This is a genomic window from Streptomyces sp. NPDC020681 (assembly GCF_044334895.1).
Classification (GTDB): domain Bacteria; phylum Actinomycetota; class Actinomycetes; order Streptomycetales; family Streptomycetaceae; genus Streptomyces.
Genome location: NZ_JBIRTX010000002.1, coordinates 49,153 through 62,972, shown reverse-complemented (window position 1 = coordinate 62,972; position 13,820 = coordinate 49,153). Strand labels below are relative to the sequence as shown.

12 protein-coding genes are annotated in these 13,820 nt (G+C 72.6%); 9 read left to right on the top strand and 3 right to left on the bottom strand.

Translation table 11 applies throughout. The annotated features are described in order from the left end of the window. Positions 1-38: 38 nt before the first annotated feature. The 4 genes from ACH4YL_RS03740 to ACH4YL_RS03725 all read left to right on the top strand — a co-directional run bounded on the left by ACH4YL_RS03740 (position 39) and on the right by ACH4YL_RS03725 (position 5,898). Positions 39-1,865 carry a helix-turn-helix domain-containing protein gene (locus tag ACH4YL_RS03740; protein WP_398504500.1) on the top strand — a complete coding sequence of 609 codons (1,827 nt, stop codon included), beginning with the start codon at positions 39-41 and terminating at the stop codon, positions 1,863-1,865. 117 nt (positions 1,866-1,982) lie between these two features. Next, positions 1,983-2,669, top strand: coding sequence for a FadR/GntR family transcriptional regulator (locus ACH4YL_RS03735; RefSeq protein ID WP_398504498.1), 687 nt, complete (start codon positions 1,983-1,985; stop codon positions 2,667-2,669). Then, positions 2,666-4,054 (top strand): hypothetical protein, encoded by a 1,389-nt coding sequence (locus ACH4YL_RS03730; protein WP_398504496.1) that lies wholly within the window; start codon positions 2,666-2,668, stop codon positions 4,052-4,054. The genes ACH4YL_RS03735 and ACH4YL_RS03730 overlap by 4 nt, the downstream gene beginning before the upstream one ends. Next, a complete protein-coding gene (locus tag ACH4YL_RS03725; protein WP_398504494.1) occupies positions 4,051-5,898 on the top strand; it encodes an FAD-dependent oxidoreductase in 1,848 nt (615 codons plus the stop codon). Before ACH4YL_RS03730 ends, ACH4YL_RS03725 begins: the two co-directional genes overlap by 4 nt. A gap of 4 nt (positions 5,899-5,902) precedes the next feature. Here ACH4YL_RS03725 and ACH4YL_RS03720 read toward each other — a convergent pair whose 3' ends face one another. Further along, positions 5,903-6,484, bottom strand: coding sequence for a TetR/AcrR family transcriptional regulator (locus tag ACH4YL_RS03720; protein WP_398504493.1), 582 nt, complete (start codon positions 6,482-6,484; stop codon positions 5,903-5,905). Between the two features lie 202 nt (positions 6,485-6,686). Between ACH4YL_RS03720 and tsaA the strand changes: the two genes are divergently transcribed. From tsaA to ACH4YL_RS03700, 4 genes are all read left to right on the top strand, one after another. Beyond that, a complete protein-coding gene (gene tsaA, locus ACH4YL_RS03715) occupies positions 6,687-7,103 on the top strand; it encodes a tRNA (N6-threonylcarbamoyladenosine(37)-N6)-methyltransferase TrmO (protein ID WP_398504491.1) in 417 nt (138 codons plus the stop codon). Then, the gene (locus ACH4YL_RS03710; RefSeq protein ID WP_398504489.1) at positions 7,100-7,543 is read left to right on the top strand and encodes a pyridoxamine 5'-phosphate oxidase family protein; all 444 of its coding nucleotides are present in this window, start codon (positions 7,100-7,102) and stop codon (positions 7,541-7,543) included. The genes tsaA and ACH4YL_RS03710 overlap by 4 nt, the downstream gene beginning before the upstream one ends. 64 nt (positions 7,544-7,607) lie before the next feature. Beyond that, entirely contained in the window at positions 7,608-8,027 is a 420-nt protein-coding gene (locus ACH4YL_RS03705) for a hypothetical protein (protein ID WP_398504488.1), read from the top strand. A gap of 2 nt (positions 8,028-8,029) precedes the next feature. Further along, positions 8,030-9,130, top strand: coding sequence for a hypothetical protein (locus tag ACH4YL_RS03700; RefSeq protein ID WP_398504487.1), 1,101 nt, complete (start codon positions 8,030-8,032; stop codon positions 9,128-9,130). Here the strand turns inward: ACH4YL_RS03700 and ACH4YL_RS03695 are convergent. After that, positions 9,092-9,811: a hypothetical protein gene (locus ACH4YL_RS03695; RefSeq protein ID WP_398504486.1), complete on the bottom strand. Its 720-nt coding sequence runs from the start codon at positions 9,809-9,811 to the stop codon at positions 9,092-9,094. The two genes, ACH4YL_RS03700 and ACH4YL_RS03695, sit on opposite strands and share 39 nt — an antisense overlap. Before the next feature lie 46 nt (positions 9,812-9,857). Next, positions 9,858-10,601, bottom strand: a complete 744-nt coding sequence (locus tag ACH4YL_RS03690) for a hypothetical protein (RefSeq protein ID WP_398504484.1) — start codon at positions 10,599-10,601, stop codon at positions 9,858-9,860. A 254-nt stretch (positions 10,602-10,855) separates the two neighbouring features. On the opposite strand from ACH4YL_RS03690, the gene ACH4YL_RS03685 reads away from it, so the two are divergent. After that, positions 10,856-13,723: a BTAD domain-containing putative transcriptional regulator gene (locus ACH4YL_RS03685; protein ID WP_398504482.1), complete on the top strand. Its 2,868-nt coding sequence runs from the start codon at positions 10,856-10,858 to the stop codon at positions 13,721-13,723. Positions 13,724-13,820: the final 97 nt, after the last annotated feature.

Sequence of the window (13,820 nt, the reverse complement as noted above, 5' to 3'; positions counted from 1 at the left end):
TCACCGGGGCGCAGCGGATGTGAGGTATCAAGGGCCGCGTGACCAAGACGCACACACCGGGCACCGGCTCGGCCACAGGGTCCCTGCTGCGACTCCTGCGGGAGGAGGCGGACGAGGCGGAGTTCCATGCCGTGGGCGCGGACGGGCCGTTGGTCGGCGAAGCGCTGGAGATACGGTCCCGGCTCGCCGCCCACCGCCGCCGCGAGGCCGCGCTCGCCGCGCTCTGCGAGACGGCCGCGGACCTCGCCTCGCTGCCCGACCTCCAAGACGTGCTCCAGGCGATCGTCCGGCGGGCCCGTGCGCTGGTCGGGACGGATGCCGCGTATCTGCTGCTCCACGACCGGGAACGGGGCGACACCTATGTCCGGGTCACCGACGGCATCACCACGGAGGCCTTCAGGACCGGCCGGTTCGCCGCCGGTACGGGTCTCGGTGGCCTGGTGGCCGAGACCGCGCAGCCGTGCCGCACCACCGACCATCCGAACGACGACCGCTTCGCGCACTCCGGCCACGGCTACAGAGCCGACAGCGTCGTCGGCGCGGAAGGCCTGGTGGCGATCCAGGGCGTGCCGCTGAAGGCCGGCGACCAGGTGTACGGCGGGCTGTTCGCCGCCGACCGCGCGCCGCGGCCGTTCTCCACGGACGAGGTCGAACTGCTCGTCCCGCTCGCCGACTTCGCCGCGCTGGCCATCGAGAACGCCACGCTCGTCGAGCAGGTGCGCAAGGCCTCGGCCGTCCATGAACGGCTCACCGCGGTCGCGCTCGACGGCGGCGGCCCGGCGGAACTGGCGCACGCACTCGCCGATGTGCTGCGCGGCAGCGTCCTGGTGCTCGACTCGAACGACCGGCCGCTGGCGTGGGCCGGTGACGCTCCGCCCGTACCGGCGGAGCTGGTACGGGAGTTGAGCGAGGCCCGTCGGCGGCGGGTGTCGGTGGCACGGGGCGGCAGCTGCGTGACGCCGATCGTCGCCGCCGGGGAGAACTTCGGCACGCTGTTCTTCGTGCGCGGCGGACTCGACGCCTCCGACGTGCACGCCCTCGAACGGGCCGCGCAGGCCGTTGCGTTGATGCTGCTCGGCGAACGCACCGTCGCCGAGGCCGAGCAGCGGCTGCGCGGCGAAATCCTCGACGACCTGCTGGGCGCGCCGGACCGCGACCCGGAGGGCCTGCGCCGCAGGGCCGCGCTGGTCGGCCTCGACCTGGAACGCGCCCACACCGTACTCGTGGCCCGCGGCGACGACGGCGACCGGCGGCGCAGGATCACGGAACTGGCGGGGGTGCATGCGGCACGGACCGGCGGCATCGCAGGAGAGTACGGCGGCAACACGGTGGTGGTGCTGCCGGGCCCGGCCGAGCGTGCGGGCGCCGGAGGGCCTGGAGCTGTCGCGCGGGTGCTCGCGGAGATGCTGACCGCCGGGGCCGGCGGGGCCGTCACCGTCGGCGGCGAGGCGGCCGGGCCCGGAGCCGCGGCCGTGGTCGAGGCGCATCGGGACGCCGCGCGCTGTCTCGACGTGCTGTTCGCGCTGGGGCGGGCGGGGGACGGCGCGTGCCGTGACGAGCTCGGCATCCACGGCCTGCTGCTCGGCCGCGCGGACCGCGAGGAGCTGGACCGGTTCGTACGCCGCACCATCGGTCCGCTGGTGGAGCACGACGCCGCCCGCGGCAGCGAACTGGCCCGCACCGCACTGGAGTACTTCGCCCGCGACGGCAATCTGGCCCGGACCGCGGCCGCGCTGTACGTCCATGTCAACACGCTCTACCAGCGCATCGACCGGATCTCCGCGCTGCTCGGCAAGCAGTGGCGGCACGGCGACCAGGCGCTCCAGGTGCATCTCGCGCTGAAGACGTACATGACGTCGCATTGACTTCATTCAACCGTGTTGGTTGAGTGGCTCATCCACTGAGCCACTCATTCAGCACGAGCCGCTCAACAGCACCGTCAGTCATCAGCAAGAGCCAAGCAACTCACGGAAGAGGACGGCGTGGAGGCACTGCCCCGCGAAACCATCGTCGATGTCCTGGAGACCCGGCTGCGCGAGGACATCCTCGCCGGACGCCACCCGGCCGGCAGCTATCTCCCGCCCGAGCGCCGGCTCGCCGACGGATACGGCGTCACCCGCACGACGCTCAAGCACGCCTTCGGCCGGCTCGTCCAGGCCGGACTGCTGGAGACCCGGCACGGCGTCGGCACCCGGGTGCGCGACTACGCGCGATTCGGCGGCGCCGATCTGCTGCCGATGCTGGTGCGCCACAGCCCGGACTGGATCGGCGAGATCTTCGAAGTGCGGCGCAGCGTCGGCGCGTTGATCGCCGCACGGGCCGCGGCGTGCGCGACCGAGAAGCACCGGGCCGAGCTGCGCACCCTGCTGGACGCGGTGCGCGAGGCCGACGACGGGGACGCGGTGCAGCTCGCCGACATCGAGGTGCACCGGGCGCTGGCCCGCGCCACCGGCAACCGTGTCTATGTCCTGCTGACCAACACGCTCTTCAATGCCTATCTGCCGGTGCGGTCCGCGCTCGTCGGGCCCTTCACCGACGCCTCGATCGCGCACGGCCGGCTGGCCCCGGTGGTCGACGCCGTGGCGGCGGGCGACGAGAGCGGTGCGCGGCGCGCGGCCGACGCGTATCTGACGGCGACCGAACGAATCATGCTGGAGGGACTCGCATGAGCACACGAGGCACGTCATTTCGCGAATCGATGCTCGGGACGGTCCGGCTCGACGGCGAGTCCCGTACCCGGCCGGTGCGCCTCGACCTCACCGCGTCCGCGGACCGCGTGCTGCGTCTGCGCGGCACGACCGAGGCGCGGATCTCCGGCCGGATCCGGATCGCGGGCTGGGCCGACGACCCGGACGCCGAAGGCGAGTTGGAGATATCACCGCTGGCCCGGCGGCGCATCCGCTACCGGATCTCCTTCACCGCCGACGGCCGCCGGTACACGCTCGACGGCTGGAAGTCCGTGACCCCGCGCAGGCCGCTGACGTCGATGACCGTGCTGCCGTACACCCTCTACGAGGACGGCGCGCGCACCGGCGAAGGCACGCTGCGCTTCCCGGTGACGACCGGACTCGTGCCGTTCCTGGCCAGCTTCCGCTTCCCGCGCCGCGAGGACGCGGCCCCGCTGATGGCTCCGCGCTGGAACGGCGAGCCCGGCCGTACCGAGGTCTGGTACACCACCGCGACCGATCCGGCCACCGGCACCGGCCTGTGGCTGCACCATGAACTCACCGCGCCCGCCGACGGATCCGAGCCCTATGCCCACGGCTGGGCAGCGGTCTTCCCCCAGGACGGCCCGGTACGTCACGCCCGCTTCGGCCCCGCCAAGTGGACCCGCAACGAGGAGGGGTTCGTCGCGGACGGCGTATGGGCCACGCCCGGCCGGCTGACCGGGACGGCGGGAGAACTGCGCTGGAACCTGGCCGAACGGGCCGCGGACACCCCGCTGTTCACCTTCCCCCGCTGGTCCTGGGCCCGTCCGCTGCTGCCGGCCGCGCAGATCCTGCCCGCCGCATCGGCCTCGTACGGCGGCACGGTCTCGTACGACAGCACGACGCTCAAGCTCGCCGACGCACCCGGAGCGTCCGCGCGGATCTACGGGCACGGCAACGCGCGCCGCTGGGCATGGCTGCACGCGGACCTCGGCGGCGGGGACGTGCTGGAGATCGTCGCGGCGGTCTCCATGCGGCCGGGCCTGCGCAGACTGCCGCCCCTGGTCTTTCTGCGCCTGCGCCGGCGTGGCCGCACCTGGCCGCGCCGCCCGGAGCGCACCGCGATCGGCTGGGCCGGACTCGGACGCTTCCGCGCCGACGTCGGCCTGCCGACATGGACGGTGACGGGCCGCGCGGGCCTGCGCCGCATCCGCGTCGAGGTGACCCAGCCCGACGAGCGCACGCTCGCCCTCGACTACACCGACCCGGACGGCGCGCAGGCGGTCTGCCGCAACAGCGAGAGCGCGGACGCGCATGTCCTGCTGGAACGCTGGTGGGGCGGCTGGCGCACGGAGGCCGAGTGGACCCTGTCGGGCACGGCGCACGCCGAGGTCGGCACGCGATGACACCGTCTCGCAGCCTCGGCGGGCTCGTCGCCGCGCTCATCGACGACGACGGGAGCGAGACGTGGCCGGCCCGGGTGCCCGGGCGGCTTGACGGAGTGCTCGCGTCGATGCCGCTGCCCGCGCGCGCCGGGATGCGGGCCGCCGCGGCCGCCCTTGACGCGTACGCCGTCGCCCGCGCCGGACGCAGGCTCGATGCGCTCACCGGGCCCGAGCGGGACGCGGTCCTGGGCTCGCTCGGGGCGCGGCCCGCTCTGTTGCCGCTGCTGGATGTGCTCAAGGTGCCGGTGCTGCTGGCCGCCGGGACGGAGCGGATGCTCCAACAGGGCGTACGGACGGCGCAGTTGACGCGCCAGGATCCGCCGCTCGACTGCACGCCCGCTGACGCCTGGCCCGCGCGTTCCAGCGCCGACGCCGTGGTGATCGGCTCCGGCGCGGGTGGCGCGACGGCCGCGCGGACGCTGGCACGCGCCGGGCTCGATGTCGTCGTGCTCGAGGAAGGACAGCACCACTCCACCGCCTCCTTCGGGCGGCGCACCCCGCTCGACCGGTTCGCGGAGCTGTACCGGGACGGCGGTGCCACTGTCGCTGTCGGCAACCCGCCGCTGCTGCTGCCCGTGGGCCGGGCCGTCGGCGGCACCACCGTCGTCAACTCCGGCACCTGCTATCGCACTCCGGACCATGTGCTGGCCCGGTGGACCGGCGACTTCGGATTCTCACTCGCCGAGCGCTTCGGCCCGTACCTCGACGAGGCCGAACGCACCCTGCAAGTCGCCACCCAGCCACTGGACGTCCTCGGCAACAACGGCCGCCTCGCGCTCGCCGGCGCCGAACGCCTCGGCTGGCAGGCCGCGCCACTGCGCCGCAACGCGCCCGGCTGCAAGGGCTCCTGCCAGTGCGTGGTGGGCTGCCCGACCGGCGCGAAGCAGAGTGTGCAGCTGTCCGTGCTGCCGGACGCCTGCGCCGCCGGCGCGCGGATCGTCACCGGCGCACAGGTGCGGCGGATCCTTGTCGACGGGGACCGGCCCGGAGGTCCGCGCGCGGCGGGTGTGCTCGTACGGCGCGAGAGCGGCGCCGAGTTCGAGATCCTCGCGCCGCTGGTCGTTCTCGCCGCGGGTGCGTTGCAGTCGCCGCCGCTGCTGCGCCGCTCGGGCCTCGGCTCTCATCCTCGCCTCGGCCGGAACCTCAGCGTCCACCCGGCCACCAGCGTCGCCGGACGCTTCGCCGAACCCGTCACGGCCTGGGAAGGAGTCCTGCAGAGCGTCGGCGTGGAGGAACTGCACGACGGCGGCGTACTGATCGAGGCGACCGCGACCCCGCCGGGCATGGGCTCCTTCGTGCTGCCCGGCCTCGGCAGCGAGCTGCGGCGCGAACTTGAGGACTCCGACCGGCTCGCCACCCTCGGCGCGATGATCGCCGACCGCCCGTCGGGACGAGTGCTCGGCCGCGAACGGACACTGCTCCGCTACGACCTGGACCCGCGCGACTCGGGCTGTCTGATGCGCGCCGTACGGGCCATGGGCGAGCTGCTGTTCGCGGCGGGTGCGGAGGAGGTTCTCACCGGAATCCCGGCGGCGCCCCGGGCCCGCAACCTGCCCGAACTGGACGAGATCCTGGCGGGAGTGACATCACGTCAGCTGCACCTGTCCGCGTACCACCCCACCGGCACGGTCGCCGCCGGATCCGATCCGCAGCGCGCGCCGGCCGATGAGGAAGGCAGGCTGCGCGGCGTCGACGGCGTGCTGATCGCTGACGCCTCCGTGCTGCCCGGATGCCCGGAGGTCAATCCGCAGCTGAGCATCATGGCGGCGGCGCTGGCGGTCGCCGAGGCACATCTGAAGCGGTGAGCGGCTACGCCGAGAGGACGGCGCGGGCGAGGGCGGCGACTCCGCCGCGGATGCGCTGAGGAGGAGTGCCGCCGGCGGCGAGATGCTCGATGAGATCGCTCCGTACGGCGGCGAGCAGCGCGTGCGCGAGGAAGTCGGCGTCCTGCTTGCCGCGCACCTCGACGAGCAGCTCGGTGAGCCGGCCGTGCCAGAGTTCGTACGAGTCGTTCTGGTACGGGCTGCCGCTGCCCGCGCTCTCCAGGGCGAGCATCAGCGGCCGGGTGCCCAGCTTCAGCCGCACCACGGCATCGAGCAGCGCGAGAATCCGTTCGTCGGCCGGCGCGCCGGGGCCGAGCGGCGGAGGCCCCTCGACGAGATCGGCCCTCAGCTCCTCCGTACGCCGCTCCACCAGCGCCTTGATGAGGCCGACACGGTCACCGAACCGCCGGAAGAGCGTGCCCTTGCCGACACCGGCGGCCGCGGCGATGTCGTCCATCGACACACGGTCGGGATCGCCGCGCTCCTCGAAGAGCCGCGCGGCGGCGGCGAGCACGGCTTCCCGGTTGCGGGCGGCGTCGGCGCGCTCCTTGCGTACGGCCGGGGGCACGGTTCCTCCTGGCGGTCGGTGCTTCGGTGCTTCGGTGCGCGCTCGGCGCGGAGAATCGGACTGTCGGTCCGCAATCCTACTGCGCGGAGCCGCCTGCGGTTCTGACGGCACTCGGGTTTCCTATGAGGACGGACGCTGTGAGCGGGCGCGGTCGCAGCGTCCGACAGCCGCGCCGACCGCGCCCGCCGGAAGGAGCCGAACCGTGAATGGCAGCCCGTACGTCCTGCGGCCCATTGGCCGGGTCGAGTCACCGCTGACCGACCCCGAGACCGCCCCGAAGCAGGGCGACGAAGGTGCGCCCGACGCCTGGATCGTGTTCGAGGAGAGCATGAGCGAAGCACTCCGCGGCCTGCGGGCCGGATCGGACGTCCTGGTGCTGACCTGGCTCGACCGCGCGCGGCGCGACGTCCTGACCGTCCACCCGCGGGACGATCCGGCGCGGCCCGAGACCGGCGTCTTCTGCACACGGTCGGCGGATCGCCCGAATCCGGTCGGGCTGCACCGCGTCACCATCAAGTCGATCGACGGTACGAGGGCGCAGGTGCAGAATCTGGAAGCACTGGACGGCACGCCCGTCATCGATGTGAAACCCGTCCTGGACCCAGGAGTTGAACGGTGAGAACCCCGAAGCAGCGCAAGCAGGACAGCCTGGACCGGCTGGAGCAGGACACCGACGCGTGGGTCGCCACGGCGGATGCGGGCGGGACGCCGTACATGGTGCCGCTGTCCTTCCTCTGGGACGGCAGCACGCTGCTGATCGCGACCCCGGCCGCCAGCCCCACCGGCCGCAATCTGCACGCCAGCGGCAAGGCCCGGATCGGCATCGGGCCGACGCGGGACCTCGTCCTCATCGAGGGAACGGTGCGGGCGCTCGGCGACGGCGAGCTGACGGACGAACTCGGCGACGCGTTCGAGGCGAAGACCGGCTTCGATCCGCGCGGGCTCAGCACGGTGTACCGGTACTTCCGGGTGTCGCCGCAGCGGCTCCAAGCCTGGCGCGAGGCGGACGAGTTGGAGGGGCGGGAGCTGATGGCGGAGGGGCGCTGGCTGGTGGACTGACGGAACGCTGGTCGGCGCGACCGGTCGAACGGCATACTCAGGGCACCGCTTTGGGGAGGGCGCCGTGGCACGCGTGCGGAGCGAGGAACGGTATCCGGGGTTGTGGGTGCGGCTGTTGATGCTGCGGCGGCTGCTGTTGGTCCAGTCGCAGCCCTGGGAAGGCTCGGCCGGGCTGATGAAGAACGGGCAGCGGATCTTCGTGTGCTCCGACCCGGCCTGCCGTGCCGGTGCCAAGCGTGTTCGCAAGGTCTCCTCGAACGCGGACCAGTGGTGCTGCGGCCGGAGGATGGACCGGGCGCTGTACCGGTCGGCCGAAGTGAGCGGCCGGCTCGGCACCCTCGCGGGCGCGACGAATCTGGATGTCTTCATCTGCGTCGGCTGTGCCAACTTCGCCATTGAGGCGGCGAACGTGGACCCCGGGCGGTCGTGTCCCGCGTGCCGTCGGCGGCTCGTGGTGAAATTCGGTACCTCGAGGAAGCCCTGAGCATGCTCGGTGGACTGGTCTCGGCGAGTACCAAAGCCCTCGGCGGCTCGCGCTTCAGCCTGCTGAACATCCTTCCGGCGACCGTCGTGGTCACCACGGTCGCCGTGCTGGTCCGTGCGGGCGCGTACTCGCCCGACGGACAGGTGCGGTTCGACCATGTCCTCCCGGAGGGCAAGCGGGACGCGCTCGCCATCGCCCTCTTCGGGCTGGCTGCCCTGCTCTGCGGGATACTCCTCCGTCCCTTCGAGACGGCTCTGGTCCAACTGCTCGAGGGCTACTGGGCCAACCCGTCTCCACTTGCCCCGCTTGTGCCTGCCGCCGTGGAGCGGCACCGGCGCCGCAGGGACGACGCCAAGACCGTGGCCGAGTCCGGTCACTCCGTGCCGCCGCCCCGAACAGACGCCACCCTTCAGGAACTTGCCCGCCACGATCGCCGGGCATCGCGAGCGGTGCGCAGGAAACTGCGCGCCGAGAGCGTGCGTGACGCGTATCCGAACGACGACAGGCTGGCGGACGAGCCTGTTGAGGCGGAGACTCACCCGACGGACGTGATGCCGACCCTGCTCGGGAACGTTCTCAGACGCGGCGAGAGGGTGGCGGGAGACCGGTACGGCCTGGACATGATGGTCGTGTACCCGCGGCTGTACCCGTACATCTCCGACCGGCTCGAAGGCGCGGTGGGCCGCCAGTTCGAACTCATCACCTCCACCGCCTCCTTGAGCATCTCCTTCGGTCTTCTGTCGCTGGCCACGACCCCGCTGCTGGCCCGCCTCGACCCCTGGTCAGCAGCGCCCTTCCTGGCGGCGGCGCTGTCCGTGCTCGCGTACAGAGGTGCGGTCGCCGCGTCCCGCGGCCATGCCAGGCTGCTGGCCACCGTCTTCGACCTCCACCGGTTCGACCTGGCCGCGGCGATGCACTACGAACTGCCCAAGACGCCGAGGGAGGAGTACCAGCTCAACAAGGACATCACCGACTTCCTCGGCCCGGGTTCGGTAGCGCCTCTCCGCGACCACGAGACCCTCCACGACAAGCAGTTCAAGCATCCGGTGAGCGGGCCGGACACGTCACAGCGAACGGATCGCCACCGAACCGCCGACTCCTAGGACGTTCAGTACGATCTGCCGGTCCGATCCTGCCGGCGGCGTCACATGCACGCGGACCCGCTCGGCGAAGTGGACCGCCGGACTGTTCTCCACATTGCCCTTCACCACGACGCACGCGGCGTCGACGACCAACTCGACCCGGCCGAACAGCACGCTGACATCGACCTGCAGGACATGCCGTCCGTTCGCTCTGGGGTCCGGCGCGAACGGTGCGCTGGACAGATCGATCCGCGCGTCGCCGAAGTAGGACCCGACGCCGACCTTGACCAGCTCGGTCGAGCCCGGCATCACCGTCCGCCGCACCGGCAGCAGCACACTCCGGTACCGCCTCAACGGATAGTCCTCGCCCGCCCGGCCGGAACCCCCGCCCGCCAGCGCCAGCCCCGCTCCCACCGCGATCACCAGCGCGGGCAGCACCTTGCCGCCCGCCGTGCCGCCCAGATACCCGAGGTCGTACGCCGCCCACAGCCCGCCGCCCGCGATCAGTGCGAGCGGGCCGGTCAGCAGGCCCCTCGGCAGGGCCGCGCGCAGGACCAGCAGGAGGCCCAGGGCGATCAGGACGTACGGGAGCGCCGTGAGGAGCCAGCGGCCGCCGGAGCGGAGGGCCGAGCCGCCGCCGAGCAGCCAGGCGGTGCCCATGACCACCACGACAAGGCCGAACGCTATGCGCAGCCGGTCCATCGGCGCCCCCTCCCGCGATGCGCTGAAGAGTACTGAAGGGTGAGCCTCAGAGCTGCAGCAGCGCCCACACCCCGGCCCCGGCGACCGCCGTCACATACGCCGCCGACGCCGCGACCACCACCCGGTGGCTGAACAGCCGTGCCAGCACCGGCAGGACCAGGATCGCGTGCAGCGACACTCCGTGCAGCGGCTTCAGCGCCTCGGTGGAGTGGTAGGCCGCCTGCTGGCCGTCCGTACCGGTGATCACCACGCCGTACGCGATCATCGCCGCGCCCGTCGCGAGGGCGATCAGCAGCATGGCGAAGCCCGTTCGCAGCGCGAGGGCCATGCCCGGTCCGCCGTCGGGGCGGTGCCGGAAGGAGGCGACGGCGAATGTCGTCAGGATGACCACCAGCAGCACACCGCCGACCGCGAGCGCCGTCGCGACCGTGCTGTCGAACGGGGTCTCACGGTTGAAGTGGGACGGGACACCGCGCCACGCCTGGACGGTGATTCCGGCGACTTCGAGCACGCAGTCGGCGGCGAAGAGGCCGAGCAGTGCGGTACGGGCCCGGTCGCCGATCCGCAGGTACGAGGTCACCCAGGCGAGCGCGATCAGCGTCAGCCCGAACGAGAGGCCGAAGGTGACGGGCTTGCGCCAGGAGACCGGGCCGTTCCACGGGCCGCCGTCGACGAAGAAGACCACCAGGTGAAAGAGACCGGCGGCGACGAGGACCGCGCCGGTCACGTACGAGAGGGTTTCGGGGGCGCGGGGCCGTCGGACGGTGGTCCGGGTGGTCACGGAAGTCATGGACGAAGCATCGGCGCGGGACGGGACGGTTCGCGTCGTACCTGCGGAGACACCGTCCGTACGACGTGCGAAGTAGCCGATGGACGCGACGTCCGCAAGCTGCCAGATCCGGCCGCGGCCGTGTCACTCCCCCGAGTGTGGCCCGCACGTGCCGAGCACCACCGTGGCCGGATCCATACCCTCGATCCAAACAGTTGCCCCCAACAGATCGCTAACATGTGGCCAACGCTTGGCTCCCCCCACTGTTGGACCCCATGTTGGAGACGATACGGATGCGGTTCGGGCTGCTCGGACCTCCGGCGCTGCACGACGCCGCCGGTGAGCCCCGGACCCTGAGCAGTGGCAAGATCCGTGCCCTGCTCGCCGCGCTGCTGCTGCGGCCGAATCGCGTCGTTCCGGTCGATGAGTTGAAGGACGCGCTCTGGGGCGACGAACCGCCCGCGTCCGCCCATGCCTCGCTCCACAACCATGTGACCCGGCTGCGCCGGCTGCTCGCCGAGGACGACAGGCTGCGGGCCGTGCCGCCGGGCTATCTGCTGCGGGTGGAGCCGGGTGAGCTGGACGCCGAGGTCTTCGAGGCGCAGGTGCGCGTGGCCCGTGCCGCGCACGCCCGGGGCGACTGGCATGCCGTCGCCGATGCGGCGCGCACCGGCCTGGCGCTCTGGCGCGGCACGCCGCTTTCCGGCGTCCACGACCCCGACGCCGGCACGCCCGCGCTGGTGCAGCGGCTGCGGGAGTCTCGGCTGCTGATGCTGGAGTGGAAGTACGACGCGGAACTCGCGCTGGGCCGCGAGCACATGATCGGCCCCGAACTGGCCGCGCTGGTGGCGGAGTTCCCGTTGCGGGAGGCGTTCCACCGCCAGCTGATGCTGACCTTGCACCGCACGGGCCGCCAGGCCGAAGCACTCGCCGCGTACCAGTCGCTGCGGGTGACGCTCGTCGACGAACTGGGCGTCGACCCGGGCGCGTCGGTCCAGGAGGCGTACGAGGACATTCTTCGCGCACCGACGGATCACCGGGCCCCGAGCCCCGCCCAACTGCCGCCCGCACCAGGGCACTTCACGGGCCGCGGGTCTCTCGTCGCCGAACTCCGCGCGGCCCTGACGGCCGAAGGCGCAGATCCCGCCCGCAACCCGCTCGTCGTCGTCTCCGGCATGGCCGGCGTCGGCAAGTCCGCCGTCGCCCTGCATGTCGCCCACGCCCTGCGTGCCGACTTCCCCGACGGCCAGCTCTATCTCAATCTGCACGGCGCGACCCCCGGCATGAGCCCGCTCGAACCCTGCCGCGCACTCTCCGTCCTGCTGCGCGATCTCGGTGTCGAGCCGCGGCAGATCCCCGACGACCCCGACGCCGCGGCCGCTCTGCTGCGCTCCACCCTGGCGCCCACCCGCACCCTTCTTGTGCTCGACGACGCCGCGTCCGCCGCGCAGGTGCGGCCGTTGCTGCCCGCCGGGCCCGGCTGCGCGACCGTCGTGACCAGCCGTTCTCCGCTGACCGCGCTCGACGGTGCGGTCCGTTTCCCGCTCGCGCCGTTGTCGGCGAAGGACAGCCGGACGCTGTTGCGGGCCGTGTCGGGACGCGGTCTCGACGAGGGTCTTGAGCGGCTGGTCGAGCGGTGCGGGCGGTTGCCGCTCGCGTTGCGCGTGGTCGCGGCCCGGCTCGCCGCCCGTCGTGCGCTCACCGCAGATGTGCTCGCCGGACTGCTGGACGCGGAGGCGGGCCGACTCGACCACCTCGACTACGACGATCTGAGCGTCCGCGGCTCGCTGGCCGTCGCGTACGCCGGACTCGAAGCGGACGCAGCCCTCGCGCTGCGCCGCCTCGGCGCCGTGGACCTGCCCGAGTACGGCGTGCCTGCCGTCGCGCGGCTGCTGGACTCCGACGAACGCCGGGCCGCCGCCGCGCTGGAGCGGCTCGTCGATGTGGCGCTGCTGGAGGAGGTCTCGTACGGACGCTTCGTGCCGCACGACCTCGTACGCGACTTCGCACGCGAACTCGCCGAACGCGACGACGGCGGGCCGGAGTCCGCCGAACGCGTGCTGCGCTGGTACGCCGAGTCCGCGCGCCAGACCGGTGTGGCCCTGCTGCCGCACGGACTGGAGGCCGAGCTGCGGCTGCCGCCGGTGATCGGCGAAGCGACGCCGTTCGCGACGGTGGAGGCGGCGCTGGCCTGGGGCGACCGGGAGCTGTGCAATGTGGTCGCGCTCACCGAGCGGTACGCGCACACGTCCCGGACCGTGCTGCTGCTCGTACGGGCCTGCTTCACCTACCTCCAGCACCGCGGCCGCCCGCGCGAACTCGCCGCTCTCAACCACATCGCTCTGGAAGCCGCGCGCGCTTCCGGCGACCCCGAGGCCGAAGGCCATGCCCTCAGCGATCTCGCCGGCACGAACTTCCTCGCCGGCAGGCCCGAGCGCGCCCTCCCGCTGATCGAGGAGGCCATCGCCGTCTGGCGCGCGCTCGGCGACGAACGCCGTCTCCAGCGCGGCCTCGGCAACCGCGGCATGCTGCTGGAGAGCGTCGGCCGCCACGAGGAGGCCGCCGACGCACTGGAGTCGAGCCTGGCGCTCGCGCGCCGGCTCGGCGACGCGTACGCCGAGGCGATCGTCCTCAGCCACCTGGGCAATCTGTACGAGCACACCGACGCGCGGGCCGCCATCGGCTACCACGAGCGCAGCCTCGAAGCGGGCGTGCGGCTGGCCAGCGAGATGCTCCAGGAGACCGCCCACTGCAACATCGGGTACGCGTATCTCACGCTCGGCGAACCGGCCGCGGCTGCCGCGCACTTCGACGAGAGCCTGCGCATCCTCGGCGACGACGGCAACTGGCACGGCCAGTCGCAGACCCGGATCGGCAAGGTCCGCGCGCTGCGCGGCCTCGACCGTACCGAGGAGGCCGTGCGCGAATGCGCGCTGCTGCTGGAACGCGCCAAGGAGCGCAACGACGCGTACATCGTCGGTCTCGCCCGTCACCAGCGCGGTCTGCTGCTGCGGTCACAGGGCCGCGTGGCCGAGGCGCGCACGCAGTGGCGGCTGGCGGTCGAGACGTTGCAGGGATTCGACGGCGCGCTCGACGCGACCCTCGGCGAACTGCGTGCGCTGCTGGCCGCCGCCGGTCCCTGAGCGGGTGAAGCCGGGTCGGTGAGGCGGTGCGGTGAAACATTCCGGGCTGTCCATCGCGTCAATGAGATGTAAGCGTCGGCGGCGCGAGAGTGGGGGA

Coding starts and splice junctions, on each gene's coding strand:
- ACH4YL_RS03730 (WP_398504496.1), top strand. CDS start 2,666: ATGAGCACACGAGGCACGTCATTTCGCGAATCGATGCTCGGGACGGTC.
- ACH4YL_RS03725 (WP_398504494.1), top strand. CDS start 4,051: ATGACACCGTCTCGCAGCCTCGGCGGGCTCGTCGCCGCGCTCATCGAC.
- ACH4YL_RS03685 (WP_398504482.1), top strand. CDS start 10,856: ATGTTGGAGACGATACGGATGCGGTTCGGGCTGCTCGGACCTCCGGCG.
- ACH4YL_RS03695 (WP_398504486.1), bottom strand. CDS start 9,811: ATGGACCGGCTGCGCATAGCGTTCGGCCTTGTCGTGGTGGTCATGGGC.
- ACH4YL_RS03690 (WP_398504484.1), bottom strand. CDS start 10,601: ATGACTTCCGTGACCACCCGGACCACCGTCCGACGGCCCCGCGCCCCC.
- ACH4YL_RS03700 (WP_398504487.1), top strand. CDS start 8,030: ATGCTCGGTGGACTGGTCTCGGCGAGTACCAAAGCCCTCGGCGGCTCG.